At 66.6% G+C, this 25,850-nt stretch carries 23 protein-coding genes; 17 read left to right on the top strand and 6 right to left on the bottom strand.

Translation table 11 applies throughout. The annotated features are described in order from the left end of the window. Nucleotides 1-43 precede the first annotated feature (43 nt). The gene (locus A5645_RS23040; protein ID WP_414467403.1) at nt 44-2,650 is read left to right on the top strand and encodes an FHA domain-containing protein; all 2,607 of its coding nucleotides are present in this window, start codon (nt 44-46) and stop codon (nt 2,648-2,650) included. Nucleotides 2,651-2,663: 13 nt separating this feature from the next. Here A5645_RS23040 and A5645_RS23035 read toward each other — a convergent pair whose 3' ends face one another. Continuing rightward, nucleotides 2,664-3,353 (bottom strand): GAF and ANTAR domain-containing protein, encoded by a 690-nt coding sequence (locus A5645_RS23035; RefSeq protein ID WP_065131165.1) that lies wholly within the window; start codon nt 3,351-3,353, stop codon nt 2,664-2,666. Between the two features lie 113 nt (nt 3,354-3,466). Then, nucleotides 3,467-4,336 (bottom strand): M48 family metallopeptidase, encoded by an 870-nt coding sequence (locus A5645_RS23030; protein WP_065131164.1) that lies wholly within the window; start codon nt 4,334-4,336, stop codon nt 3,467-3,469. 273 nt (nt 4,337-4,609) lie between these two features. On the opposite strand from A5645_RS23030, the gene A5645_RS23025 reads away from it, so the two are divergent. The 3 genes from A5645_RS23025 to A5645_RS23015 all read left to right on the top strand — a co-directional run bounded on the left by A5645_RS23025 (nt 4,610) and on the right by A5645_RS23015 (nt 8,363). Then, the gene (locus tag A5645_RS23025; protein ID WP_065131181.1) at nt 4,610-6,250 is read left to right on the top strand and encodes a class I adenylate-forming enzyme family protein; all 1,641 of its coding nucleotides are present in this window, start codon (nt 4,610-4,612) and stop codon (nt 6,248-6,250) included. Next, nucleotides 6,237-7,010: a class II aldolase/adducin family protein gene (locus tag A5645_RS23020; RefSeq protein WP_065131163.1), complete on the top strand. Its 774-nt coding sequence runs from the start codon at nt 6,237-6,239 to the stop codon at nt 7,008-7,010. Before A5645_RS23025 ends, A5645_RS23020 begins: the two co-directional genes overlap by 14 nt. Nucleotides 7,011-7,094: 84 nt before the next feature. Next, nucleotides 7,095-8,363: an amidohydrolase family protein gene (locus A5645_RS23015; RefSeq protein WP_065035704.1), complete on the top strand. Its 1,269-nt coding sequence runs from the start codon at nt 7,095-7,097 to the stop codon at nt 8,361-8,363. A gap of 3 nt (nt 8,364-8,366) precedes the next feature. On the opposite strand, the gene A5645_RS23010 is transcribed toward A5645_RS23015, so the two are convergent. Next, a complete protein-coding gene (locus A5645_RS23010) occupies nt 8,367-9,149 on the bottom strand; it encodes an SDR family oxidoreductase (protein WP_065035703.1) in 783 nt (260 codons plus the stop codon). A 191-nt stretch (nt 9,150-9,340) separates the two neighbouring features. Here A5645_RS23010 and A5645_RS23005 point away from each other — a divergent pair, with 191 nt between their 5' ends. From A5645_RS23005 to A5645_RS22990, 4 genes are read left to right on the top strand one after another with little or no spacing between them, the layout of a single operon-like run. Further along, nucleotides 9,341-10,282: an alpha/beta fold hydrolase gene (locus A5645_RS23005; protein ID WP_253867117.1), complete on the top strand. Its 942-nt coding sequence runs from the start codon at nt 9,341-9,343 to the stop codon at nt 10,280-10,282. A gap of 23 nt (nt 10,283-10,305) precedes the next feature. Beyond that, nucleotides 10,306-11,163 (top strand): class I SAM-dependent methyltransferase, encoded by an 858-nt coding sequence (locus tag A5645_RS23000; protein WP_065131160.1) that lies wholly within the window; start codon nt 10,306-10,308, stop codon nt 11,161-11,163. Between the two features lie 10 nt (nt 11,164-11,173). Beyond that, nucleotides 11,174-11,971, top strand: a complete 798-nt coding sequence (locus A5645_RS22995) for an SDR family NAD(P)-dependent oxidoreductase (RefSeq protein WP_065131159.1) — start codon at nt 11,174-11,176, stop codon at nt 11,969-11,971. Between the two features lie 23 nt (nt 11,972-11,994). Next, nucleotides 11,995-12,672, top strand: a complete 678-nt coding sequence (locus A5645_RS22990) for a hypothetical protein (RefSeq protein ID WP_065035699.1) — start codon at nt 11,995-11,997, stop codon at nt 12,670-12,672. Here A5645_RS22990 and A5645_RS22985 read toward each other — a convergent pair. The 3 genes from A5645_RS22985 to A5645_RS22975 are packed head-to-tail and all read right to left on the bottom strand — an operon-like array spanning nt 12,669 to nt 15,770. After that, entirely contained in the window at nt 12,669-13,538 is an 870-nt protein-coding gene (locus A5645_RS22985) for an NYN domain-containing protein (RefSeq protein WP_065035698.1), read from the bottom strand. The two genes, A5645_RS22990 and A5645_RS22985, sit on opposite strands and share 4 nt — an antisense overlap. 4 nt (nt 13,539-13,542) lie before the next feature. Beyond that, nucleotides 13,543-15,129 carry a fatty-acid--CoA ligase FadD1 gene (fadD1, locus tag A5645_RS22980; protein WP_065131157.1) on the bottom strand — a complete coding sequence of 529 codons (1,587 nt, stop codon included), beginning with the start codon at nt 15,127-15,129 and terminating at the stop codon, nt 13,543-13,545. Next, a complete protein-coding gene (locus tag A5645_RS22975; RefSeq protein WP_065131180.1) occupies nt 15,126-15,770 on the bottom strand; it encodes a TetR/AcrR family transcriptional regulator in 645 nt (214 codons plus the stop codon). Before A5645_RS22975 ends, fadD1 begins: the two co-directional genes overlap by 4 nt. 146 nt (nt 15,771-15,916) lie before the next feature. On the opposite strand from A5645_RS22975, the gene A5645_RS22970 reads away from it, so the two are divergent. From A5645_RS22970 to A5645_RS22930, 9 genes are all read left to right on the top strand, one after another. Next, nucleotides 15,917-17,131, top strand: coding sequence for an FAD-dependent oxidoreductase (locus A5645_RS22970; RefSeq protein ID WP_081288514.1), 1,215 nt, complete (start codon nt 15,917-15,919; stop codon nt 17,129-17,131). 35 nt (nt 17,132-17,166) lie between these two features. Then, nucleotides 17,167-18,144, top strand: a complete 978-nt coding sequence (locus A5645_RS22965) for a Gfo/Idh/MocA family protein (protein WP_065131156.1) — start codon at nt 17,167-17,169, stop codon at nt 18,142-18,144. 242 nt (nt 18,145-18,386) lie between these two features. Beyond that, nucleotides 18,387-18,647 (top strand): hypothetical protein, encoded by a 261-nt coding sequence (locus tag A5645_RS22960; protein WP_065035695.1) that lies wholly within the window; start codon nt 18,387-18,389, stop codon nt 18,645-18,647. Between the two features lie 142 nt (nt 18,648-18,789). Beyond that, nucleotides 18,790-19,467 (top strand): TetR/AcrR family transcriptional regulator, encoded by a 678-nt coding sequence (locus A5645_RS22955; RefSeq protein ID WP_065131154.1) that lies wholly within the window; start codon nt 18,790-18,792, stop codon nt 19,465-19,467. Between the two features lie 182 nt (nt 19,468-19,649). Continuing rightward, nucleotides 19,650-20,855 (top strand): cytochrome P450, encoded by a 1,206-nt coding sequence (locus tag A5645_RS22950; protein WP_065131153.1) that lies wholly within the window; start codon nt 19,650-19,652, stop codon nt 20,853-20,855. After that, the gene (locus tag A5645_RS22945; RefSeq protein WP_065035692.1) at nt 20,852-21,706 is read left to right on the top strand and encodes a mycofactocin-coupled SDR family oxidoreductase; all 855 of its coding nucleotides are present in this window, start codon (nt 20,852-20,854) and stop codon (nt 21,704-21,706) included. The genes A5645_RS22950 and A5645_RS22945 overlap by 4 nt, the downstream gene beginning before the upstream one ends. A gap of 33 nt (nt 21,707-21,739) precedes the next feature. Then, nucleotides 21,740-22,711 (top strand): enoyl-CoA hydratase/isomerase family protein, encoded by a 972-nt coding sequence (locus tag A5645_RS22940; RefSeq protein WP_065035731.1) that lies wholly within the window; start codon nt 21,740-21,742, stop codon nt 22,709-22,711. A 13-nt stretch (nt 22,712-22,724) separates the two neighbouring features. Continuing rightward, on the top strand, nt 22,725-25,079 hold the full coding sequence (locus A5645_RS22935; RefSeq protein ID WP_065131151.1) for a CaiB/BaiF CoA transferase family protein: 2,355 nt from the start codon (nt 22,725-22,727) through the stop codon (nt 25,077-25,079). Next, nucleotides 25,076-25,849, top strand: coding sequence for an SDR family NAD(P)-dependent oxidoreductase (locus A5645_RS22930; RefSeq protein WP_065035690.1), 774 nt, complete (start codon nt 25,076-25,078; stop codon nt 25,847-25,849). The genes A5645_RS22935 and A5645_RS22930 overlap by 4 nt, the downstream gene beginning before the upstream one ends. Nucleotide 25,850 lies beyond the last annotated feature (1 nt).

Here is a 25,850-nt window from a genome sequence, read left to right as displayed (position 1 = left end):
TCTGCTTCTGCAGTTGGCATTCCTGCCGATAGAGTTGCCTGCGATGACCCAAACAGCCGCCCCGCCTGTGCTGACCGTGCGGTATGACGGAGCTGAACGCACCTTCGCCGCAGGCAACGACGTAGTCATTGGCCGCGACCTGCGCGCCGACGTGCGTGTCGCGCATCCGCTGATATCCCGGGTACACCTACTGCTGCGCTTTGACCAGGGCCGATGGGTTGCCATCGACAATGGCAGCCTCAACGGGCTGTACGTCAACGGGCGACGTGTTCCGGCGGTCGACATCCAGGACGGTCAGCGCATCAATATCGGTAACCCGGATGGGCCGGCGCTGGACTTCGAGGTCGGCCGCCGTGACCAGGGGTCGGTCGGCCGGCCGCCACCAACGACCGCCATGGCGATCCCGGCCAGGCCGAGCGGGCCCGTCCCGTCCGGCCCCCCGAGCGGTGCTAACTGGGGCGGGCCGCCGCAGCAACCGTCCACCAGCCGGATGCCGTCGCCGCCGCCCACCGGCGCGCATCCCAGTCAGCCCCGGTACCCGTCCGGTCCGCAACAGATGCACTCACCGGGCGGTCAATACCCCAGCGGGCCCCAGCCGGCACCGCAGATCTACCGTTCCTCAGCGCAGCAGCAGCCGCCTCCCGTGATCGGTCGCACGGCCGAGGCGGGCAGCAGGACCTCGATGATGAAGATCCTGCGGCCCGGGCGGAGCGCGGGTGACCTGCCGCCAGGTGCGGTGAAGATCGGTCGCGCCGACGACAACGACATCGTCATTCCCGAGGTGCTGGCCTCGCGCCACCACGCCACTCTGATCCCGGGACCCCACGGCACCGAGATCCGTGACAACCGCAGCATCAACGGAACGTTCGTCAACGGGGCCCGCGTCGATTCCGCGCAACTGCGCGACGGCGACGTGGTGACGATCGGCAACATCGACCTCGTCTTCGCCAACGGCGCGCTGTCCCGGCGCGAGGAAAGCCTGCTCGAGACGCGCACCGGCGGCCTCGATGTACGGGGCGTGACCTGGACGATCGAGGGCAACAAGACGCTGCTGGACAACATCTCGCTGACCGCTCGGCCCGGAATGCTCACCGCGGTCATCGGGCCGTCGGGCGCGGGCAAGTCGACCTTCGCCAAGCTGGTCGCCGGATACACCCACCCGACCAGCGGCACAGTGGCGTTCGAGGGGCACAACGTGCACGCCGAATACGCCTCGCTGCGCAGCAGGATCGGCATGGTGCCCCAGGACGACGTGGTGCACGGACAGCTGACCGTCAAGCAGGCCCTGATGTACGCCGCCGAACTGCGGCTGCCGCCGGACACCACCAAGGAAGACCGCGAGCAGGTGGTGGCCCGGGTCCTCGAGGAACTCGAGATGACCAAGCACCTCGAGACCCGGGTGGACAAGCTGTCGGGCGGTCAGCGCAAGCGCGCTTCGGTGGCGCTGGAGCTGCTGACCGGCCCGTCGCTGCTGATCCTCGACGAGCCCACCTCCGGCCTGGACCCCGCGCTCGACCGGCAGGTCATGACGATGCTGCGCCAGTTGGCCGACGCCGGTCGTGTGGTGCTGGTGGTCACCCACTCGCTGACCTACCTGGATGTGTGCGACCAGGTGCTGCTGCTGGCCCCCGGGGGCAAGACCGCGTTCTGCGGGCCGCCCAGCCAGATCGGGCCGGCGATGGGGACGACCAACTGGGCGGACATCTTCAGCTCGGTGGCCGAAGACCCGGACGGCGCCAAGGCCCGTTATCTCGCGCAGACGGGTCCCCCGCCGCCGGCACCGCCGACGGAACAACCCGCCGAGCTCGGCGAGGCCGCGCACACCAGCCTGTTCCGGCAGTTCTCGACGATCGCCAGACGGCAGTTGCGGCTGATCATTTCCGACCGCGGCTACTTCATCTTCCTGGCGATATTGCCGTTCATCATGGGTGCACTGTCGATGTCAGTGCCCGGCGACGTCGGCTTCAACGCCCCGCCATTGACGAGTGAAGCGCCCACCGAGCCGGCCCAGATCCTGGTGCTGCTCAACGTCGGCGCGGTCTTCATGGGAACGGCGCTGACGATCCGCGACCTCATCGGTGAGCGCGCCATCTTCCTGCGTGAGCAAGCGGTCGGGTTGTCGACCACGGCCTATCTGCTGGCCAAGGTGTGCGTGTACACCGTGCTGGCGCTCATCCAGTCGGCGATCGTCACGGTGATCGCGCTGCTCGGCAAGCCGGGTCCGAAGGAGAGCGCCGTTTTGCTCGGCAGCTCGGCGATCGAGTTGTACGTCGACATCGCGGCAACCACTGTCGCCTCGGCGATGCTGGGGCTGGTGTTGTCGTCGGTGGCGAAATCCAACGAGCAGATCATGCCGCTGCTGGTGGTGGCCGTCATGTCGCAGCTGGTGTTCTCCGGCGGCATGATTCCGGTCACCAACCGCCTGGGGCTCGATCAGATGTCCTGGCTGACCCCGGCGCGGTGGGGCTTTGCCACCTCGGCATCGACCATCGACCTGACGAAGTTGTGTCCGGTGCCCCAGGTGCCAAAGGACTCGCACTGGAAACACACGGCCGGTGCCTGGAGCTTCGACATGGCGATGCTGGTGGTGCTGAGCATCTTCTACCTGGGCTTCGTGCGGTGGAAGATCCGGCTGAAGGGCGGCGGCTGAGTTAGCCGCTGAGTTAGCCGCCCTCGCCGCGGGTTTCGATGACCCGGTGCGCGATGTCGACGAGTTTGTCGTTGCCTTCCTGGGAAAGTACCCGCAGCATCTCGAAGGCGCGGACCTCGTCGACGCCGTAGCGCTCCATGATGATGCCCTTCGCCTGACCGATCCGGTCCCTGCTGGCCAGGGCGGCCTGCATCTGCTCGTCGTGGCGGCCAGCCATGATCGCCGCCGCGGCGTGCGCGGCGAGCACGGCTCCGACCGTTTCAGCTTCGGCGTCAAATGCGTGGGGCTGAAATGCGAACAGGTTCAGCGCGCCTGCCGTGCGCTCGGCGGTGAACAACTTGAACGACAGGCCGCTGAGCACACCCAGCTCAACGGCAGCCGGCGCGTAGCTCGGCCATCGGGTTTCAGAACGGAAGTCGTCGGTGCGGACGATCGTGTCGGCCAGGGCGGCCTGCGCGCAGGGGCCCTCCTCCAGGTCGTGCTGCAGCGCGTCGAGCTTGGCCGGCAGCTCGGTGACGTCGCCGACCGATTCGAACTTGCCGTTGGCCCGGATCAGCAACACTCCCGCGGTGTCGGCGCCGGGTATCAGCTCGACGGCGGTCGCGGTGACGGTGGCCAGAATGTCGTCGACCTTGTTCGGCAGGGCCACGGTCTGGGCCAGGGTGGCCATTCTCTTCGCCAGCTGGTGCTGATCCAAAGTCATCTCAGTGTTTACCCGCGGGAGCTGATCGCACACCGCGACGACGTTACAGCGCGACTATGCGGTCCCGGACGGCCGCGGGGTCAGTGGGGCCAACCCGCGTGGTGGTTCGGCACCTACGGCGCCGGCGGCGGCAGCTGGGGCCGGAAGAACAGGGAACCCGCCACCGCGCGATTGCGCAGCGCCGCGGCGCGCCAGGTGTTCACCGGATGTGATGCCAGCATGTTGGCGAGCCAGACGAAGAAGCCCGTCTCGGACCCGGCACGGTCGGCCATGCCGTCGAAGTCGACCCAGCGCAGCAGGTATTTGCCAGCACTGAGGACGCCGATGGCGCGCCGGGCCCCATCCGGGCGGAACGCATAGCCGTAGTTGTCGGCGGTGTACTCCATCGACCGGGACAGCGCCTGGCCGAGGAACGGGATCTTCATGGCCAGCTGGCTCAGCTGGCGCCAGTACGAGGCGTGCCCGGCCGCGATGTGGCCGACCTCGTGGCCGATGATGAACGCCAGCGCCTGCGGGTCGCGGGCCTGGCCGCCGATCTCGAACAGGTCGCTGTAGACCACCACGTAACGCCGGAAGCCGTGACCGCTGGCGAACGCGTTGATCTGACCGTTCCCCAGGACGACGTAGGCGTCCGGCACCTCGGCGAGCCCGAACCGCTGTGCGGCTTCGACGACGAGCCAGTAGCCCTCGGGGAACTGGGTGGGGGACATCTTGACCCCGTTCGCCCGCTGCTGGCCGTAGTTCAGGCCACGTCCCAGGTACAGCAGGATCGGGGCGGCCAGCACCGAAAGCCACAACACGCTTACCTTGCCGGAGAGCACCACCGCGAACGCGATCAGGTAGAGCAGGGCGCTGGAAACGATGACCAGGACGAGAAGCCCGATCTCCCACGGGTGGCGGTGCGGAGGAACGCCGTGCGCTCCAGCCGGGTGGGGACCGGGGAAGTGCGGGTGCTGGTGTGTCGGTTGATCGACGATCGCCATGGGGGTCCTTGTACTCCTGTGCGGTCTTCTCGGGCGGTGGTCGGGGCCCAGATCGGCCCGGATCAGAGTCCAGGCTCGACCTTGGAGCCTTCTTGGCGAATTCTTGGAGTCCAGGTCAGGGGCACTCGCTGCAGTACCCTGCGCCATTGTGCCGAGCGTGGGCCCTGGGTAGCAAAATCGCGAGCGATTCCAGCGATCGGCTGCCTGGCGCCCACGTTCGGCGTGCGCGACAGCGGTGATCTGGATCACCGAACGCTTACCTATCATTTGCATATGACCGCCGGCGCGCCGAACATCGTGCGGTCCCCGGCGTTCACCGCCGATGACGTGGCGCGGTATCGCACCGAGGGTTGGTGGTCCTCATCGACGCTGTCCGACGCGGTGCGCGTCAACGCCGCAACGTCTCCGGACCGCGCGGCATACATCGATGTACCGCAACACGACCAGGACGATCCCGACGACGGAATCCTGACCTGGGCCGGATTCGATGCTGCCGCAACGGCTCTGGCCGAGCAGCTGGCCGGCTGCGGCGTGGTCTGGGGTGATCGGGTGGCGGTGTGGCATGGCGACTCGGCCGCCATTCACGTGCTGTTCGTCGCCATAGAACGCTGCGGGGCGGTGGTGGTCGGGATCGGTGCGCGCGCCGGGACCCGCGAGGTTCGTCACCTGCTGCGGACCACCGGACCGAAAGTGCTGATCAGCGACCAACCCCGCAGCGCCGCGGCGGCCGAGGTGGCGGCCGACCAGTCCACGCCGGTCCTGCTGTTGTGGGGGGAGAGCGGCGCACTATGCCTGGATGTCGACGTGCTGCCCAGGCCGGCCGGGTCCCAGCTCGGTCCGGATGACGTCTTCCTGATCAACTCCACCTCGGGCACCACTGGGCTCCCCAAATGCGTGGTGCACACCCAGAACCGTTGGCACTATTTCCATCAGAAGGCGATTGCCAACGGGCTGCTGACGCCCGACGACATCTTCTTGCCGGTCATACCGATGCCGTTCGGGTTTGGGATCTGGACCAGCCACACCACCCCGATCCAGCTCGGTGCCACCGCGCTGCTCCTGCACCGGTTCAGCGCGAGGGCGGCCTGCGCGGCCATAGCCCGCTACCGGGCCAGCGTATTGTGTTGCGTCAGTACACAATTGACCATGATTATGGCCGATACCGGCTGCCGGGAGTACGACCTGAGTTCGCTGCGGGTGGTGTTTACCGGCGGAGAGGCGCTGCCGTACCGGCCGGCGCTGGAATTCGAGGAACTGACTGGGGCCAAGATCCTGCAATTCTACGGCTCCAACGAGACCGGGTTGCTCAGCGGGACCACGTTGGACGACCCGCCGGACCGTCGACTGCGCACCGCCGGCCGCATCGTGCCGGAGATGTCGGTGCGCCTCTTCGACGGTGAGCAAGACGTCACGCAGACCGGACACGGGCAGCCGGCCTGCCGTGGCCCGGCGACCAGCCTCGGCTACCTGAACGGGACCGACCATGACAAGTTGTTCACCCGCGACGGGTGGATGCGGATGGGCGACATCTGCGAGATCGACGCGGACGGGTACCTGCGCGTGACGGGGCGGACCTCCGACTTCATCCTGCGGGGCGGCAAGAACATCAGCGCCGGCCAGGTGGAAGATGCGGTGATGACGCATCCAGCGGTTGGGGTGGCGGCGGCGGTCGCGATGCCCGACCCGGTGTTCGGTGAAAAAGTCTGCCTGTATGCCGAACTCGTCGATTCCCACACCCTCGACCTCGACGACCTGGTCGCCCATCTGCTGTCACTCGGGGTGTCCAAGGAATTGCTGCCCGAGGAACTCGTCGTGGTGGACGAACTGCCTCGGTCCTCCGGCGGCAAAATCGCCAAAGGCCAACTGCGCGAAGATGTCCGATCCAGGATGGAGGCCGGCAGTGAACTCTCCTAACGCACGCCGAGGCGGTCTGGAGGTGTGGGCGCCGTCGGTCGTCCCGCCGATCGGAGTGGATCTGTCCGACGAGCAGGCGCTCGCGGTGGCGTTCCGCCACCTCGCCTCAACGGGTTTCGCCGAGAACATGGCCGGCCATATCACCTGGCAACTCGACGGCCAGACCAACATGCTGGTCAACCCGTGGGGGCTCTGGTGGCAGGAACTCACCGCATCGGACATCTGCGTGGTCGATGCCGATGCCCGCGTGGTCCGCGGCCGCTGGGACGTCACCCCGGCCATCCATATTCACACCGAGTTGCACCGGGCCCGCGAAGATGCCCGAGTGGTCATCCACAATCACCCGTACTACGTGTGCGTGCTGGCCGCGCTGGGGACGCTGCCTGAGTTGATCCACCAAACCGGGTCGCTGTTCCTGGACGACATGTGCCTCGTCGAGGCGTACGACGGCGAGGTCGACAGCCCCTCTCGCGCGGCAGATCTCGCGGCCCGCATCGGCGGTGCCAACCTGACGATCCTGGCCAATCACGGTGTGATCGCCACCGGCCGCACGCTGCCCGAGGCGGTCTACCGGGCGGCGTCCATCGAGCGTGTCTGCAAATTGGCCTACGACGTCATGCTGACCGGCCGGCAACCGACGCAGATGAATTGGTCTGACATGGTCGGTATGCAGGCCTCGCTGATCGAGCGCGCCGCCGATGTCTACTGGGCCGGCGCGGCGCGCATGACGATCAAGGCCGACCCTGATGTCCTCAACTAGCCCCGTGTGCCCCCATGTGTCGCCGTGGGCCCCAGTGGGCCCCCGGGCGTCCCACCGCTCGGCCACCCAAGGAGACCGCCCCGCATGAAGTCGATCGACGACCTGGCCACCGACCTGAACTTCACCACCGCCAAGACCGGCGCGGACCGCACGGTCACGCTCTTGCCCGACCCGCCCAGGGCGGCCCGCCGCTACACCGTGATTTCGGTGGACGATCACATCGTCGAACCGCCGGACACCTTCACCGGGCGGCTGCCGCGCAAGTTCGCCGACCGGGCGCCCAGGGTGGTGGACACCCCGGAGGGCGGGCAGACCTGGGTGTACGACGGACAGGTGCTGCCCAATGTCGGCTTCAACGCCGTGGTCGGGCGGCCGGTGTCCGAGTACGGTTTCGAACCCGTCCGTTTCGACGAAATGCGCAGGGGTGCTTGGGATATCCATGCACGAGTCAAGGACATGGACCTCAACGGCATCTACGCTTCGCTGAACTTCCCGTCGTTCCTGCCGGGATTCGCCGGGCAACGCCTGCAGCAGGTGACCAAGGATCGCGAGCTCGCCCTGGCGTCGGTGCGGGCCTGGAACGACTGGCACCTGGAGGTGTGGGCCGGGTCGTATCCGGGTCGGATCATCCCGTGCCAGTTGCCCTGGCTGCTGGATCCCGAGCTGGGCGCGGAGATGATCCGGGAGAACGCCGAGCGGGGTTTCCACGCCGTCACCTTCACCGAGAACCCGGCGATGCTCGGCTTCCCCAGCATCCACTCGGGTTACTGGGAGCCGATGATGGCGGCGTGCGCCGAGACCGGCACGGTCGTCAATCTGCACATCGGCTCCTCGGGCTCGTCACCGTCGACGACGGCGGACGCGCCACCGGATGTGCAGGGCGTGCTGTTCTTCGCCTACGCCATCTCCGCGGCGGTGGACTGGCTCTATTCGGGCCTGCCCAGCCGATACCCCGACCTGAAGATCTGCCTGTCCGAGGGGGGAATCGGCTGGGTCGCGGGACTGCTGGACCGCCTCGACCACATGCTCAGCTACCACGAGATGTACGGCACCTGGCAAGCGCTGGGTGAGAAGCTCACGCCCGCAGAGGTTTTCGCGCGCAACTTCTGGTTCTGCGCGGTGGAGGACAAGTCGTCGTTCGTGCAGTACGAGCGTATCGGCGTGGACAACATCATGTTGGAAGCCGACTATCCGCACTGCGACTCCACGTGGCCGCACACCCAGCACACCATCCACGAGGAGATCGGCGGGCTGCCCGACCACGTGATCCGCAAAATCACCTGGGAGAACGCGTCACTGCTGTACCAGCATCCGGTGCCGGTCGAGGTTCAGCGGGATCCCGACGCGTACTGACCGTTACGTGACCCACTCCGGCTGTTCGGCAGTGTCCACCGCGGAGAAGTCCTTGTGGCCCAGGCCCGCAACGCAGCCGCCGTCCACCACGAATTCCGAGCCGGTTGAGTAGCTGGACTCGTCGCTGGCCAGGTAGACGACCAGGTTGGAGACTTCCTGCGGTTCCGCGATGCGCCCCAGCGCGGTTTGGAAGATGTCTTCGGGTACCCATTCCGTCATCGGTGTCCTGATCAGGCCGGGGTGGATCGAGTTCACCCGAATCCCGCTGGGCCCCAGCTCCAGCGCCGCCGACTTGGTCAGGCCGCGAACGGCGAACTTGGTCGCCGTGTAGCCATGGCAGGCGATGGTGCCGGCAAGTCCCTCGATCGAGGAGATGTTGATGATGGAACCCCGGCCGGCGTCCTTCATGGGCTTGACGACCGAGCGGATGCCCAGGAACACGCCGGTAAGGTTGATGTCCAGAATGCGTTGCCATTCCGAGAGCGCGTAATCCTCGAACGTGCCGATGTTGATGATGCCGGCGTTGTTGACCAATATGTCCAGACCACCGAACTCGCTCAGGGTCGTCTCGACCGCAGCGTCCCACTGATCTGGCTCGGTGACATCGAGGTGCACGTAGCGCGCGGCGTCGCCGACCTCTGCCGCGACCGCCTTGCCTTCGTCGTCGAGGATGTCGCCGAACACCACTTTGGCGCCCTCGGCCACCAGCGCCCGGACATGGGATGCGCCCATGCCGCGGGCCCCGCCGCTGATCAGTGCGACTTTGTCGGTCAATCGGTTCGGCATTGAATCTCCTGACTGGGTCGGGCCTTGAGTGGACGAATTGTCATCGTGGCATATCGGCCGACCAAGGCCGCCCCTCCCGTGCGATCACAATGCGCAGAATTTGAAAATCGCTCGTTGCGTGGCTATTGCGCACAAGCGCGCGCCGGGTGCAGCCGTTGCGTAACTTCAACCGCAACAACGAGGAGTCAACCGTGCCTACCAAATCGAAAGTGGCTGTGCCACAGATCAATTATGCCGAGCGGACGGTGATCGCCGGCGACGGGGTGCGCCTGGCGGTCCGCGACTACAACGCGGGATCGGGCGGCCTGCATACCGTGGTGCTGCTGCACGGGCTGTGCCTGACGCAAGACAGCTGGGCGCTACAGGTCCGCCTGCTGACCCATCGCTGGGGTAACGCCGTGCGGATCATCAGCTACGACCACCGGGGTCACGGCCGCTCGACGGGCGCCCCGATGGAGACTTACCGAGTCGAGCGGCTGGCCGACGATCTCGCCGACGTCCTCACCACTTTGCGCGTCAGCGGTCCACTCACCCTGGCCGGTCATTCCCTCGGCGGGATGACGGCGCTCGCGTACCTGAACCGGCCGCACCGGCCGGTGCAGCCCGATGGGCTGGTGCTGATCGCGTCCGCGGCCGGACGGCTGTCCGAGCGCGGACTGGGCCGGCTGCTGGCTACCCCCGCACCCCGGGTGCTGTTCGATCTGGTCAACCGGATGCCGCGGCACGGCACGGAACAGACCATCAGGGGCGTCATCCGCCCTCTTCGCGCCGCCCTGACCGGCCGGGAGTGCGCGGCACGACGCGGCTTCGCCGCTGTGGCAGTGGAATCGACGCGTGCGGTATCACCGGCCGCCGCCGCGGGATTCCTGCTCAATCTCCGGGATTACGATGTGTACGACTGCCTTTCCTCGATCACCGCAAGGACCGTGGTGGTCAGCGGCGGGGCGGACATGACCACCCCGGATGCGCACGCCCGCGACCTGGTCGCGGCCATACCCGGCGCGTGGCATGTGCGGCAACCGGCCACCGGGCACATGTTGCTGCTGGACGCGCCGCATTGCGTCGCCACCGCGATCAACCGTGCGGTGCAGCCACACTGCCGGGCCGCGCCGACGGCGGCGGCGGCCTGCTGACCCAGCCTCCGTAGGGTGGAGCTGTGACGCGGGACAAGGTCGATTTCAGTGCGGTCCGGTGGGGCTCGGTGGAGTGGACCAACCTGGTCACCCTTTACCTGCGGGCCTATGAAAGCCGGGTAAGCCGGGTAAGCCGGGCGCAGCAGCCGATTCTGGGCGATCGCGCGGCGGCCGAAGCGGTCGAGCGCATCGATTACGACTTCAAGCGGATACACCGCATGTCGTTGCCGGTGTTGAACCAGTATCTCGTCGCGTTGCGTGCCAAGCAGCTCGACGACTGGTGTGCGCACTTCCTGCGTCGGCATCCCGAAGCCGTTGTGCTGCACCTGGGTTGCGGGCTGGACGGCCGCGTCTTCCGGCTGTCGGTGCCGGAGTCCGTGCAGTGGTTCGACCTGGACCAGCCGGAAGTGATCGAGTTGCGCCGCCGGCTGTACACCGACACCGCGAATTACCGAATGATCGGCTCGTCGGTGACCGACCCGGGGTGGCTCTCGGACATCCCGGTCGGGCGGCCCACCCTGGTCATCGCCGAAGGCCTGCTGATGTACCTGCCACCAACCGAGGTCCGGCAGTTGCTCGCCCGCCTCACAGCTCAATTCAACAGCGGTGAAATGCTTTTCGACACCGTTTCGCCGCTGGGACCGCTGGCGTCGAAGGCGTTCACCAAGGGCATCGTCAAGTGGGGGATCCGCGACGCCCGCGAGCTGCAGGACTGGAACCCCAGCCTGCACCTGGTGGAGCGGCGACCCGTGCTGGCCGGGTACGACAGGATTCCCGTCACCGCCGTGCGATTGCTCTACCGAGTGTTCTCGGTAACCGTCGGGGGGTCCTACGACGTGCTCAACCGCTTCGAGTACCGGGCTCTCAGCGAGATCGGCTAGCGTCAGCGGCATGGAGCTGACCGGAAAATCTGTTCTGCTGACCGGCGCGACCGGTGGCCTCGGCCGCGCGATCGCCAAGGCGCTCGCCGAGCGCGAAGCGCACCTGATCGTGAGTTCACGCAAGCCTCAGGAGCTGGCCGAGCTGGTAGCCTCGCTGCCGGGCGCCGGCCACCGGACGATCGTCAGCGACCTCGCCGAACCGGGTGCGGGCCCGGCCTTGCTTGCCGAAGCCGGCCCGATCGACGTGCTGGTATCCAACGCGGCACTGCCGGCCTCGGGCAAGCTGGACAGCTACACCGCCGAGCAGGTCGACCGCGCGCTACGGGTCAATCTCGAGGTGCCCGTACAGATGACTCGCGAGCTGATCCCGGCCTTCATTGCCCGCGGGTCGGGTCACTTCGTCTACATCTCGTCGATCTCGGGTAAGACGGCGACGGCCCGGGCCTCGCTGTACGCGGCGACCAAGTTCGGCCTGCGCGGTTTCGCCCTGTGCCTGCGTGACGACCTGCGCCCGGATGGGATCGGCGTCTCGGTGGTCAGTCCCGGGGCGATCAGTGGCGCCGGCATGTTCGCGGACTCAGGAGCTGACGCGCCGCCGCTGATCGGCACCGGGAAGCCGGAGCAGGTGGGCGCCGCCGTGGTCAGCGCGATCGAGCGCAATCGCGGTGAGGTGACCGTGGCACCGCTGCGTCAGCGGGCGCTGGCACGGTTCGCGGCGAATGCTCCCGAAGTGGCCTCCCGTCTGGCCGGAAATGTGACCGCCAAGGCGGCCGACCAGGTCGCCGCCGGGCAGCTCGACAAGCGCTGAAAATCTGATGGCATCCTGGCTTCGTGGGTGTGCTGTTCCGCTTGCTCGAGTTGCTACTGCTGTTGCTGCCGCTGGTCGGTTTGATCGCGGCCGGCATCAAGGCAATCTCTTCCTTCAACAAGCGGGCGGGGGAGTCGGGTAGGAGTTCGGGCCCGGACGCGATCTCCGACGCCCCGGGCGGCACGGGCTCAGCCGGCAATCCAGCGGCGCACTGGCGCGCTATCAGACGCGCGCTCGAGGCGCATGAGGACACCGACGCGCGCTGGCTGGCCTACGAACTCGACCCGTCACGGTTGCTGGACTTTCCGGTGATGACCGACATGCGGGACCCGCTGACCACCCGTTTCCACAAGGCCAAACTGCGGGCCGACCTGCTCAAGCCACTGCGTGCCGAGGATCTTTCCGACGACCGGGACGCCGCGCGGCAATACCTCGATGCCGTCGAGGACTACGTGACGGCGTTCAACGCCGCCGAAGCCGAGGCGATGCGCAGGCGGACCAACGACTTCTCCAAAGAGGAGAAGCAGCGCGTGTCGCGCGCCCAGAACCTGCTCCGGATCGCCGCGGACTCCGGCGCCACGGCCGCCGAACGCCAGCACGCCTACGGCTTGGCGCGTACCGAACTCGAGGGCCTCATCGTGCTGCCCGACGTCACCCGAAGCACCATTGAGCGCGGCATCGCCGGTGAGATCGACCGTTAAGACGCGTCAGATTTCAGGCGCACCATCCGCGTCGTGGTGCTCTCGTCCAGTTCGACCAGATCGGCGCGGGAACGCAGGAAATCGCTGAAAGACTTGAATCCTAGGGCCTTTTCGCTGAACGACGGGTTCATGCGCTTCATTTGCGCCTTGACTTGCGAATTGTGCAGCCAGTCCGCGTCATCCTTTTCCTGGCTGATGCGCAGGGCGCGTTCGAGCAATGCGGTTGCCGCGGCTTGCGAATCCGGAGGTGCCGGCTCGTCGTCGGGCTCGGCGACGCTGGCGTGGCGGCCGCGCTTTTTCGGCTGGGTCGCCGCGACGGGGGGTGAGATGCCGGGCAGCGCGTCGTAGGTGAGGAAGTCGTCACACGCCGCGGCCAGCGACTGGCTGCTGGCTCCGGCCACCCCGATTCCGACGACATAGCGCCCCAGCCGCTTGCAGCGCTGCGCCAAGGCGATGTAGTCGGAGTCACCACCGACGATGACCACGTGGGTCAGGTCAGGTAACCGGAACATGTCTTCGACGGCGTCGACGGCCAGCCGGATGTCGGCGCCGTTCTTGCCGTAGGCGGCCGCCGGAAACAGCTGCACGAGGTCGACGGCGCGGCCCACCAACTGGCCGTGGTACGCGGCGTTCACCTCGGCAGACCAGTCGGCGTACGCGCGGGTGAGCACCAGCGTGCCGAACGACGACGCGAAGTCCATGATGGCGCCCAGATCGACCGTGGCGACCCGCAACCGCTCCTGGTCGAGCCCCTTGGCCTTATCCCGCTGGAACGAATTGCGGCCGTGCACTTGGTCATAACGGGAGATGACGATGTTGTCGAAGTCGAAATAAACCGCCACCCGCGTCCCGCCGTTCTCGGTCATGACATCACCGTCCGGTAACCGTCCGGTAAGCGGTACCGCGTTCCGCACGCTCCCACAGGGTTTCTCCCGCGCCGACCGAGGTGCCCTCCGCGATCAGCTGACGCTTGAGCACCTTGTGGGTGGCGGTGCTGGGCAGGTCGGCAGCGATGCGGACGTAGCGCGGCCACGCCTTGGGAGACAGGTCGGGCTGTAAGTCGAGAAAGGCCTCAAAGGATTCGGGGTCGAAGGCGCTTCCCTCGTGCAGCACGACCGCCGCCATCACCTGGTCCCCGACCCGGCCGTCCGGGACCGCATACACCGCAACCCGGTTGATGGCCTTGTGCCGGAGCAGGATTCGCTCAACCGGCGCTGCCGCGAGATTCTCCCCATCCACCCGCATCCAATCGGCGGTGCGGCCGGCCAGGTAGATCCAGCCCTGTGCGTCCTTGTAGGCCAGGTCGCCCGACCAGTACATCCCGCCCCGCAGCCGTTCCGCGTTGGCTTGCGGGTCGTTGTAGTAACCGGTGAACAGGCCCGATCCCGTGGTGTTCACCAATTCGCCGACGGCCTCGTCAGCGTTGAGCAGGGCACCGTTCTCGTCGAGCCGCGCGATGGCGCATTCGGTGTTGGTGTCGCTGTTATATATGGCCACCCCGACGGCGCCTTTACCGATCGATCCGGACGGCGTGCCCGGTTCGCGAATCACCATCACCGCGTTTTCGGTCGATCCGAACCCGTCCTCGACTTGCACGTCGAAACGGCGGGCGAACTCCCCGATGTCCTTCTCGTTGGCCTCGTTTCCGAAGGCCACCCGCAGCGGATTGTCGGCGTCGTCCTCGCGTTCGGGTGTGGCAAGGATGTAGGCCAGGGGCTTGCCGACGTAGTTCATGTACGTCGCGTTGTACCGGCGGACATCGCGCAGGAAGTTGCTTGCCGAGAACTTCGCGGGCACGATTGCGGCACCGGAGACCACCGCGGGGGCCCAGCCGGCGACGACCGCGTTGGAGTGGAACAGCGGCATGGACACATAGCAAGTGTCCCGCTCGGTCAACCCGAAGCGCTCGGCCAGGTTGCGCCCGGCGAAGGTCGGCATCAAATGCGAGACCTGGACGGCCTTCGGGTTACCGCTGGTGCCGGACGTGAAGATCATCATGAACGGGTCCATCATCTCGACCTGACGGTACGGAACCAGCGGACCGGCGCCGGCGATCAGCTCTTTCCACTGTTCGCTGGAGGTGTCGAGGACCCGCGTTTCGTCAAGGTCCAAGCCGTCCAGCAGCGGGCGGTGCTCGGCATCGGTCACCACAATCTGACAGTCCGCGCGCCGGATGTCGGCGGCCAGCGCCTCGCCGCGGCGCGTGGTGTTCAGCCCACACAGGACGTAACCACCGAGGCCGGCCGCAGCCATCTGCGTCAGCATGTCCGGCGTGTTGCCCAGCAAAGAACCGATGTGCATCGGCCGATCCCGGTCCGCAGCGGCCAGCAGCGCTGCGGCCTGTGCCACCGACTCGGCGAGATAGTCACGCCAGGTCCAGCGCAGGTCACCGAATTTCACGGCGATGCCGGCGCCGGACATCCGCTGGCCGAGTAGCGCTTGCATGGTCTCGGTCATGAATCCGGCTCCGCCCGTTGCTGGTTCGTGTCGATGTAACAGCTGAGGATGTCGACGAGCAGCCGCCGGTCCTTGGTCGTGTCGACGGGCCGGTGCATGACCAGTTGGTTGGTGATCATGCCACGCAAGGCCGTCAGCAGATGCTCGCCGATGGCCGCACGCTGGTTCGGGCTGAGGTTGCGATCGATCGCGGCGCCCAGCGTATTGAACGTCTTGGCCAGACGTTTGATGTGCCCGGTGGCTACGGTGCCGCGGGTGGCGCGGGTGCCGATCAGAATCTCGGTTGCCGCACGTGCGGTCGGGCTGGACATGGCCCGCCACGCCGAGGTGACCACCGCCTCCACCCGATCGCGGGTCGGTGTGCCCTCGGTCGCCGCCGGCACGGATCGCAGCGCGTCCAGCAACTCGTCGAAACCCTGGTCCACCACCGCCATCAGCAGGCCGTCCCGGTCGCCGAAGTGGTACTGGATCACTCCCCAGGTGACGCCCGCGCTGTCGGCGATGTGGCGGCCGCTGGCCGCCGCGATGCCCTCGCTGAGCACGATCTGCACCGTCACGTCGATCACCATGGCACGGGTGCGCTCGGCCCGGACCTGATTGCCGTGAGCCGGTCGCGTCGGAGCGACTCGTCGCGTCGTCACCACCAGCGCACCTTCCTGCCGGCCGGCGTGGCACCGCCGATAGTTGAAAATTGCAGTTGTCAGGTTATGACAAGCCACGCTTCGCGATGGCGTCAACCTGGCACGGACTCAATCCGCGTCCGGGCGAGACCTATGCTTGAGCCGTCATGGCCGAGAAGACGACGTGCGCGATCATCGGAGGCGGCCCGGCGGGCATGGTCCTTGGGCTGCTGCTGGCCCGGGCAGGCGTGGACGTCACCCTGTTGGAGAAGCACGGTGACTTCCTGCGCGACTTCCGCGGCGACACCGTGCATTGCACAACCATGCGGCTGCTCGACGAATTGGGTCTGTGGGAACCCTTTTCCAAGCTGTCGTACACCGAAGTCCGCAATGCGGCATTCGAGTCGAATGGCCGCTCGGTGACCTACGTCGACTTCGGCCGGCTACACCAACCGCATCCGTTCATCGCGATGGTGCCGCAGTGGGACCTGCTCAATCTGCTCGCCGAGGCCGCGACCGCGGAGCCGACGTTCAACCTGCGGATGAACACCGAGGTCACCGGATTGCTGCGGGAGGGTGACCGGGTGACCGGGGTCCGGTATCGGGGTCCCGACGGCGAAGGCGAACTGCGGGCCGAGCTCACCGTCGCCTGCGACGGACGGTGGTCCATCGCGCGACAGGAGGCCGGCCTGCCGACCCGCGAATTTCCGGTGAACTTCGACGTGTGGTGGTTCCAGCTGCCCCGCAACGACAACACCGAATTCTCGTTCCTGCCCCGCACCGGCCCAGGCAAGGCGCTGGCTGTGATCCCGCGGGAGGGTTACTTCCAAATCGCCTACCTGGGACGCAAGGGCAGCGACGCGCAGCTGCGCGCGCAGGGCATCGAGGCATTCCGTCGCGAGGTCGCCGCGCTGGTGCCGGAAGCGGCCGGATCGATGGACGCGCTGGAGTCCATGGACGACGTCAAGCACCTCGATGTCCGGGTGAATCGCCTGCGACGCTGGCATTGCGCAGGCTTGCTGTGCATCGGCGATGCGGCTCACGCCATGTCCCCGATGGGAGGCGTCGGCATCAACCTGGCGGTTCAGGACGCCGTAGCGGCCGCGACCATCCTCGCCGAACCGCTGCAGCGGCACCGGGTCACCGACCGTGATCTGGCCAGGATCCGCCGCCGCCGGGCAATCCCCACCGCCATAACGCAATTCGTGCAACTTGTGCTACATCGGCGGTTGCTCGGACCGTTGCTGCGCGGCGCGGACCCCGCGCCGCCGGATTCGGTGCTGCGCATTATCGAGCGCTTCCCGTGGGTCTCGTTTCTGCCGGCGTACTTCATCGGAGTCGGAGTCCTGCCCGAGCGCGCTCCCGCATTCGCGCGCCGCTGAGTGGCGCAGTGCGGTGCTAGCGTGAACCGGTGTCCATGCGCATCGGCATTCTCGGCGCAGCGCGCATAGCGCCGCTGGCGCTGGTGAATCCGGCGAAAGCAAACGCCGAGGTGGTCGTGGCCGCCGTGGCGGCCCGCGAAGTATCGCGCGCACAGTCATTCGCGACCAAGCACGGCATCGACCGCGTCCATGACAGTTACGACGCACTGATTGCCGACCCGGACATCGACGCCATCTACAACCCGTTGCCGAACGGCATGCACGGCCGGTGGACCCGCGCCGCGCTGGCCGCGGGCAAGCATGTGCTGTGCGAGAAGCCGTTCACCGCCAACGCTGCCGAGGCCCGCGAGATCGCAGCCGCGGCAGCAGAATCGGGCAAGGTGGTGATGGAGGCATTCCACTACCGCTACCGCCCACTGACGTTGCGGACCGAGGAGATCATCGCGTCGGGCGAGCTGGGCACCCTGCGCCGGGTTGAGGCCGCCATGTGCTTTCCGCTGCCCAAGTTCTCCGACATCCGCTACGACTATTCCCTTGCCGGTGGCGCCACAATGGACGCCGGTTGTTACGCCGTCCACATGGTTCGCACGTTCGGCGGCTCCACTCCGGAAGTCGTTTCCGCACAGGCGAAGCTGCGCGACCCGCGGGTCGACCGGGCCATGACGGCCGAACTCCGATTCGCCGGAGGGCACACCGGTCGGGTCCGTACCTCGATGTGGTCGACGCGCCTACTGGATATGAGCGTTAAAGTGATCGGCGATGACGGCGAGTTGCGGGTGCTCAATCCTGTTGTGCCGCAGTTGTTTCATCGACTTACAGTGAAATCGTCGAACGGCAGGCGGGTGGAGCGCTTGTCGCGGCGTGCCTCCTACGCGTATCAGCTCGACGCATTCGCGGCCGCGGTGCTGCACGGTCAGCCGGTCAAGACCACGCCGGAAGATGCCGTCGAGAACATGACCGTCATCGACGCGATTTATGGCGCTGCCGGGTTGCCGCTGCGCGAGCCAGCCTGAGCTGGGCGAGTTCCACCAGCCGTCGAGCGTGGGTCTTGGGTAGGCGAATCGCGCTCGACGCCGCCATAGGGCCCACGTTGGGCGCTTGTGCGGCTACCCCGGTGCCACGGTCCCAGTGGCGTTTGACAGGGATGGCGCGCGGGTAATCAAGATCCAACCGAAAATCGACGGTCCGCCGTCGTCGCAGGTCAACGCGGTGCCGCAAGACGCGCCGGGCGAGCGGACCCGCGAGGAGGTCGAGAATGAACATCAAGAAATTCGCTGGAAAAACGACCGTGTTGGGTGCGTTGGGTGCAGCCGCGCTGGGTCTCGGCGCAGGTATGGCCGACGCTAGACCCGGCCCGCACATCCCGGGCCCGCCCAACCCGCCGGGACCGGGTATCGACAACCCGATCAATTGGTGGGGCCCTGGTCCGGCACCCGGCCAGATCAAGAAGTTCTGCCCGTGGCAGTCCCCGCCTGGCCAGTGGGTCGGTGGCCCGCACGGCATACCGTGCACCTGATCGCCATCTGATCGATAGCTGAAACAAGACCCCCCGCTTCGGCATCCCGCCGGGCGGGGGTTTTGTCTGTTGGTATCTGACAGCGCTTGGCTGACACTACAAATGTAGAGTACGCTCTGCAGCCAAGCCGACGAAGGTGCCGATGGACAAGCGACGCAAGCCAAACCCCGCCGAACGCCGCCGCGATCTGTGCGATGCGGCGATCCAACTGCTGGCCGACGACGGCGCCAAGGGACTGAGCCACCTGAAGGTCGACCGGAAAGCCGGGGTGCCCGACGGCACCACTTCGTTCTACTTTCGCACGCGTTCCGCGTTGCTGCTGGCTGTCGCCGAGCGCCTGGCCGAGCTCGACATGGCGAATCTGCAAGCGGTGGCGGACAACTCGGGCAACTCCCAGAACGCGGGGTCGCCGTCCCTGCTGTCACAGGTGGTCATCCAGTCCGGCCGCGAGCCGGAACTCTCTCGCACCAGGGCGCGCTACGAGTTGACCATGCAGGCCGCGCGCGACCCGGCGCTGGCCTCCACGCTGCAGCAGGGGACCGATGCTTTCACCAAGTTGCACCGCGAGATTCTGGTCCAGCTGATGCCGCGCGGTGCCGAACTGGAATCGGCGGTGGTCGAGGACCTGAGCAACATCACGCTGACGTTCATCAACGGCCTGTTACTGCGGTTCGCGCACGGTGACCGAATCGTCGACAGTGCAGCGCAACTCGACGGGATCCTGGCGGCAATCGCCACCGGTGTGCTCAAGAGTCCGGACCAGGGAGAGCTGACCCGCACCGACGGGCGGCGTCCGGCGCGCGGGAGTAGGCGGCGTTGAGTGGAGCCTTGTCACAACACCCGCTGTATGGTTCTCTACGAGAATAGAGAAAAGCCGACGTCCTCGTGCTCCATCGGACAGCCCAATTAAGCGAAGTGTAGAAATTGGCCAAAACCCCCGTCCCACCGCCGATTTGGTCGGCATGGCTGGGTGCACGGGGAGGCCGGCGGTAGGAGTTCTCCGTGACCACAAGCACCGACAGCCAGCTCCGTTTCGATCCCTACGACGCGGAGCTCATCGTCGACCCCTACCCGATGTTCGGGCGACTGCGTGACGAGGCGCCGCTCTACTACAACGCCCAATACGATTTCTTCGCGCTGAGTCGCTTCGCCGATGTGAACAAGGCGCTGGTCGACCACGTCACCTTCAGTTCGGCCCGCGGCGCGATCCTGGAGCTGATCAAGGCCAACCTCGACATCCCGTCCGGAATGCTGATTTTCGAAGACCCGCCTATCCACGACGTGCACCGAAAACTGCTGTCGCGGATGTTCACCCCGCGCAAGATCGGCGCGCTCGAACCGATGATTCGCGAGTTCTGCGCGCAATTGCTCGATCCGCTGGTCGGATCGGGCCGGTTCGACTTCGTCACCGATCTCGGCGCGCTGATGCCGATGAAGGTCATCAGCGCATTGCTCGGTATTCCCGAGGACGACCAGGTGTACATCCGTGACCGGGGTAACGCCCAGCTCCGCACCGAGGCGGGCAAGCCGATGCGCGCCGCCGAACAGGGCCTGTCGGTGGGCGAGCAGTTCGCCGCCTACATCGACTGGCGCGCCGACAATCCTTCCGACGACATCATGACCGAGTTGCTCAATGTCGAGTTCGTCGACGAGACGGGCACCACGCGTCGGCTGACCCGGGACGAAATACTTGTGTACCTGAACGTCGTCGCCGGGGCCGGCAATGAGACCACCACCCGGCTGATCGGGTGGGCGGGCAAGGTGCTCGCCGAACACCCCGACCAGCGTCGCGAAATCGTCGCCAACCCAGCGCTGATCCCGCAGGCCATCGAGGAACTGTTGCGCTATGAACCGCCGGCACCGCATGTGTCCCGGTATGTGACCCGCGACGTCACCCTGCACGGCCGGACGGTGCCCGAAGGCAGCGTGCTGATGATGCTGATCGGGGCGGCATGCCGTGACCCCCGCCAATTCGGTCCCGACGCAGACGAGTTCAACATCCACCGTGTCGCCCGTCCGCACCTGACGTTCAGCGTCGGAACGCATTTCTGCCTGGGCTCCGCGCTGGCCCGCCTGGAAGGACGAGTCGCCATGGAGGAAATCCTCAAACGGTTCCCCGAGTGGGAGGTCGACCTGAGCAACGCCAAACTGAGCCCGACGTCTACGGTGCGCGGTTGGGAATCCATGCCGGCTGTAGTGCCCCAATGAACGGACGCGCGGGACGGTCCGGACGGGTTGCAGGCAAGGTCGCATTCATCAGCGGCGCTGCGCGCGGGCAGGGCCGCAGCCACGCGGTCCGCCTGGCCGAGGAAGGCGCCGACATCATTGCGGTCGACATCTGCGGGCCCATCGAAAACCTGGCTTACGACTCCTCGACGCCGGCCGATCTCGCCGAGACCGCCGACCTGGTTGAGGCCGTGGGTCGGCGCATCGTCACCGCCGAGGTTGACGTACGCGATTTCGACGCGCTGCGGGCCGCGGTGGACGACGGCGTGCAGCAACTCGGTCGCCTCGACATCATCGTCGCCAACGCCGGCATCGGGACGTTCGGCAACAAGCTGCACAAGTTGCCCGAAGACATCTGGCAGGACATGATCGACGTCAACCTGTCCGGCGTGTGGAAAACCGTGAAAGCCGGTGTGCCGCATGTCATCAAGGGTGGGCGAGGGGGCTCAATCGTGCTGACCGGTTCGGTCGGTTCACACAAAGCGCTGGCCTACACGGGTCACTACATCGCCGCCAAGCACGGCGTGATGGGGCTGATGCGCAGCTTCGCCGTCGAACTGGGCCAGCACAGCATCCGGGTGAACTCGGTGCATCCCAGCCAGGTCAACACGCCGATGACCATGAACGAGGTGACATTCCGCCTGTTCCGGCCGGACCTGGAGAATCCGGGTCCGGAGGATTTCGCGCCGTTCTCACAGATGACACACACTTTGCCGGTGCCGTGGGTGGAAGCCGTCGACATCAGCAATGCCGTCCTGTTCCTCGCCTCCGACGAATCACGTTATGTCACAGGCGTTTCCTTACCCGTCGACGCGGGCGCTTTGCTCAAGTAGACACTCAACCAGGCAACAGAAGTGGAGAAAGACATGCCCGAATACGACTACGAAGAGATGAAGAAGGAAGCCGAGCAGTACATCAAGTTCGAAAAGGACGTCAAGAACAGAATCGCCTACATCACCTTCGACCGCCCCGACGCACAGAATTCCACCACCCTCGGGATGCGGCAGAATTACGCCGACCTGATCCACAAGTGCAACGTGGACGACGACGTGAAGGTCGTCGTGATCCGCGGCGAGGGCGAGGACTTCGGCAGCGGCGGTGACCTGCCCGAACAGCGGGGCATGCTGGAGAACCCCGGCATGCCGCTGCTGCACGAGCTCGCCATCAACGACGACGACGTCAAATACCCACCGGGCGGTTCGTATCGCTACCTGTCCACGGTGACCGACTTCTACGCCAAGGCGCGCGCGGGAAACCGCCCGCTGCAGGAACTTCGGAAGATCAGCATCATCGAGGCCAAAGGCTACTGCTACGGCTGGCACTTCTATCAGGCCGGCGACGCCGACCTGGTGATCTCCTCCGACGACGCCCTGTTCGGGCACCCGGCGTTCCGCTACGTCGGCTGGGGTCCGCGGCTGTGGTGGTGGGCCGAGACGATGGGCCTGCGCAAGTTCTCGGAGATGCTGTTCACCGGGCGGCCCTTCAGCGCAAAAGAAATGTACGACTGCGGCTTCGTCAACAGCGTGGTACCCCGCGACAAGCTTGAGGAGGAGACTGCGAAGTACGCGCTGGCCTGCTCGCGATCCCGTCCGACGGACACCGTCGCGGTGCAGAAGACCTTCCTGGAGCTGTACAAGCAGCACAAGGGGGAGTACTTCGGCAGCCTGCTCACCGGCATGGTCGAGGGAATGCTGCCGATGATCGCCAACGACAAGGACAACGACGTCGACCTGACCGAAGGCACCTTCAGCAAAGGCCTCAACAACGTGGTAAAGGACAACGACCTGAACTTCCCGCCGGAGTGGCGGCTGAGCCGCTCGGGTCGGCAAAAGCCCTGACCACGATGCCGTGATGTCGGCGCTGACGGGGATCCGCGTTGTCGAGCTGGCCGACTCGGTGGCCGGCGAATACTGCGGAAAGTTGTTGTCGGACTTCGGCGCCGAAGTCGTCAAGATCGAGAAGCCCGGGTGCGGCAGCCGCACCCGGGCGATGGCGCCGGTACTCGCCCGCCGACCTGGGTATGCCCCGGCACCGGAAGGCAGCGTGCTGTTCGCGTACCTCAACACCAACAAGCGCTCGGTGGCGCTCGACATCACCGACAACGCCGGCCAGGAGCGTCTGCATCAGCTGTTGAGCAACGCCGACGCGGTGCTCGGCGCGGAGATCCCCGGCCTGCCCGAACGGCATCCGGAAGTGGTGTTCTGCTCGATCACCCCGTTCGGTCAAAGCGCGCCCCGCGAGTATCAAAACGCCGCGAGCATCAACGTTTTCCACGCTAGCGGCTGGGGTTACCACACGCCCAGCCACGCCGATCCGGCGGAGCCGCCACTGCAGGGTCCCGGCCGGTTCCTGGCCGACTACGAGGCGGGACTCGAGGCCGCTCTGTGCGTCACCTCGGCGCTGCTGCGCCGATTACGCACCGGGCAGGGTGAATCCATCGACATCTCCCAGCAGGCCGTGCTGGTGTCTCGCAGTGACTGCATCGTCGGCCGCTTCCTCACCGGAGAATCCCCCGCGACCGGCGAGCGGAGTGACTACGACCAGCAGGGTCCAGCGTCCTTCTTCGCCTGCGCGGACGGTTTCGTCTACCTGTATGTGACCAACCGGGCGCACTGGATCGGCGTGAAGGAGCTGCTGGGACAACCGGAATGGCTGGACGCATTCGACGACGACTGGCTGGAGTTCTCCGTCACCCCGCAGAAGGTCGCCACCTTCCAGCGCGGCTTCGCGGCGTGGGTCAAGGACCTGCCGCGGGAAGCAGCCGCCGACCGGGCTCAGCAACTGGGGGTACCGCTGGTCCCGGTCAACGGCGCCGAGGACCTGCACCGCTCCCCGCAATACCTACACCGCCGGTTCTTCCGCCAGCTACGGCACCCGGTGCTGGGCACCGCTGCCTATCCGACCGTGCCCTACGCCCTCAGCGCCACCCCGGCCGAATTGGCATCTGCCGCACCTCGTTTGGGGGAGCACACCGCGTCGATACTCAATGCGCCGGCCAGGGCACGCCTTCGACACCGGGCACGGTCGACGCGCACGACCATGAATCATCGCGGCGGCCCACTGGCAGGCGTGCGGGTGGTGGAACTCACCAAGGTGTGGGCCGGCCCCTACGCCGGAAAACTGTTGGCGCTGTTGGGCGCGGAGGTGATCAAGGTCGAATCCGCTGCGGTTCCCGAGGAGATGCGGGCCTACGGCGGCACCGACGTCAACCACGCGCCGTTCTTCCTGAGCATCAACCCCGAGATCCTCAGCGTCGACCTCGACATCAAATCGGCCGCGGGCATGGCCCGGCTGCACGAGCTGATCCGGCACAGCGACATCGTCATCAACAATCTGCGACCGGGTGCGATGGAGCGGCAGGGACTCGGCTACGAGCAACTGCAGGCCCTGAATCCCGACATCATCTCGGTGTCGATCAAGATGTGGGGCAATGACGGACCGTTGGGGCACCAGACGGGCTACGCGCCGTGTTTCGCCGCGCTGGCCGGGCTCGCCTCGCTGGTCGGTCACCCCGGAGGCCCGCCGCTCGGCGCCAGCATGCGGTACGGAGATTCCACCGTGGGCGCCGCCGCCGCATACGCTGCCGTCGTGGCGCTGCTGCATCGCGAAGCCGGCGGAGGGGGTCAGTTCGTCGACGTCTCGGCCGTCGAGACCCTGTCTTCGATGATCGGGGATTGCCTGCTGCACCAGAGCTACACCGGCGGCGCACTGCTGCCCGAGGGCAACCGTCATCCGGACATATGCCCGCACGGGTGCTACCCGTGCGCCGAGGGCGCGTGGATAAGCCTGGCCGTCGGTACTGACGAGCAGTGGCGGCGGCTGTGCGACGTGCTGGAAGCGGACGACCTGGCCTACGACCCGCGGTACGCGACCGGCGGCGAGCGCCACCGGCACAGCGACACGCTGGACTCCACACTGGCGGCGCTCACCGGGCCCCACGATGCGGAGGGACTCGCCCAGCGCCTCCGGCTGGCCGGAGTGCCGGCCGCCAAGAGCGCAACGTCTCTCGACGTGATCAGCGACCCACTGTTGTGGGACCGCCAGTTGTACCGCTTCGTCACCGATCACCGCGAAGGCCAGCGCCCGATCGTAGGGCCGTCGTGGCGAATGGTGAACTGTCCGGCCGAAATCGCACGGGGCGCCCCCGATCTGGGTGAGCACAACGACTACGTCCTGCACGCGAGCAACACGGGAGCCCGACCATGACATCTGCGACACCGCCGCTGACCGGCACCGGCGCCCTGGTCAGCGGTGCCAGCAGCGGGATCGGCGCCGCCACGGCCAAAGCTCTTGCCGCGCACGGTGCGGCGGTGGCGTTGCTGGCCCGGCGGACGGACCGGCTCCGCGAGCTGCGCGACGAGATCGACGCCGCGGGTGGCACGGCCGTGGTGACGGCGGCAGATGTCACCGACGCCGAACAAGTCGCCGCGGCGGTGCAATACGCGGTCAGCGAGCTGGGCCGGCTGGACGTCGTGGTGAACAACGCCGGCCTGATGCGGATGGGGCCGGCCAGCGAAGCCGCCCTGCAGGATTGGGATGACCTGATCGAGGTCAACATCAAGGGTGTCTTATACGTGACCCGCGCCGCGCTGCCGCATCTGATCGAGGCGGCCGGTGACTCGCCGCGCGGGGTGGCCGATCTGGTCACCATCAGCTCCACGGCCGGGTGGGTGGCCCGACCCGGCACCGCGGTGTACTCGTTGACCAAGTTCGGAGTGAACGCATTCAGCGAAGGCATCCGGCAAGAGGTGCTGGGCAAGCGGGTCCGGGTCGGCGTCGTCGGCCCCGGCACCGTCGACACCGAGATCTTCAGCCATCTGGCGGCACCGGCACGAGAGACTTTCGAACGGCAAACCGCGGACATGGTGAAGTTGCGCCCGGCGGACATCGCCGACGCCGTGCTGTACATGGTCACCCGCGACCGCCGGGTCGCCGTCAACCACATGCTGGTGCGCGCGGCCGAACAGACTTGGTGAA

The organism is Mycobacterium asiaticum (assembly GCF_001673635.1).
Lineage (GTDB): Bacteria > Actinomycetota > Actinomycetes > Mycobacteriales > Mycobacteriaceae > Mycobacterium > Mycobacterium asiaticum_C.
This window is presented reverse-complemented; position numbering and strand designations above follow the sequence as displayed.

What these genes read in the sequence shown, in the direction of transcription:
- A5645_RS22945 (WP_065035692.1), top strand. Translation starts at nt 20,852, where the DNA reads ATGAACGGACGCGCGGGACGGTCCGGACGGGTTGCAGGCAAGGTCGCA.
- A5645_RS22940 (WP_065035731.1), top strand. Translation starts at nt 21,740, where the DNA reads ATGCCCGAATACGACTACGAAGAGATGAAGAAGGAAGCCGAGCAGTAC.
- A5645_RS22955 (WP_065131154.1), top strand. Translation starts at nt 18,790, where the DNA reads ATGGACAAGCGACGCAAGCCAAACCCCGCCGAACGCCGCCGCGATCTG.
- A5645_RS22995 (WP_065131159.1), top strand. Translation starts at nt 11,174, where the DNA reads ATGGAGCTGACCGGAAAATCTGTTCTGCTGACCGGCGCGACCGGTGGC.
- A5645_RS22965 (WP_065131156.1), top strand. Translation starts at nt 17,167, where the DNA reads ATGCGCATCGGCATTCTCGGCGCAGCGCGCATAGCGCCGCTGGCGCTG.
- A5645_RS23030 (WP_065131164.1), bottom strand. Translation starts at nt 4,336, where the DNA reads ATGGCGATCGTCGATCAACCGACACACCAGCACCCGCACTTCCCCGGT.
- A5645_RS23015 (WP_065035704.1), top strand. Translation starts at nt 7,095, where the DNA reads ATGAAGTCGATCGACGACCTGGCCACCGACCTGAACTTCACCACCGCC.
- fadD1 (WP_065131157.1), bottom strand. Translation starts at nt 15,129, where the DNA reads ATGACCGAGACCATGCAAGCGCTACTCGGCCAGCGGATGTCCGGCGCC.
- A5645_RS22935 (WP_065131151.1), top strand. Translation starts at nt 22,725, where the DNA reads ATGTCGGCGCTGACGGGGATCCGCGTTGTCGAGCTGGCCGACTCGGTG.
- A5645_RS23040 (WP_414467403.1), top strand. Translation starts at nt 44, where the DNA reads ATGACCCAAACAGCCGCCCCGCCTGTGCTGACCGTGCGGTATGACGGA.
- A5645_RS23025 (WP_065131181.1), top strand. Translation starts at nt 4,610, where the DNA reads ATGACCGCCGGCGCGCCGAACATCGTGCGGTCCCCGGCGTTCACCGCC.
- A5645_RS22930 (WP_065035690.1), top strand. Translation starts at nt 25,076, where the DNA reads ATGACATCTGCGACACCGCCGCTGACCGGCACCGGCGCCCTGGTCAGC.
- A5645_RS23010 (WP_065035703.1), bottom strand. Translation starts at nt 9,149, where the DNA reads ATGCCGAACCGATTGACCGACAAAGTCGCACTGATCAGCGGCGGGGCC.
- A5645_RS22970 (WP_081288514.1), top strand. Translation starts at nt 15,917, where the DNA reads ATGGCCGAGAAGACGACGTGCGCGATCATCGGAGGCGGCCCGGCGGGC.
- A5645_RS22960 (WP_065035695.1), top strand. Translation starts at nt 18,387, where the DNA reads ATGAACATCAAGAAATTCGCTGGAAAAACGACCGTGTTGGGTGCGTTG.
- A5645_RS22985 (WP_065035698.1), bottom strand. Translation starts at nt 13,538, where the DNA reads ATGACCGAGAACGGCGGGACGCGGGTGGCGGTTTATTTCGACTTCGAC.
- A5645_RS23035 (WP_065131165.1), bottom strand. Translation starts at nt 3,353, where the DNA reads ATGACTTTGGATCAGCACCAGCTGGCGAAGAGAATGGCCACCCTGGCC.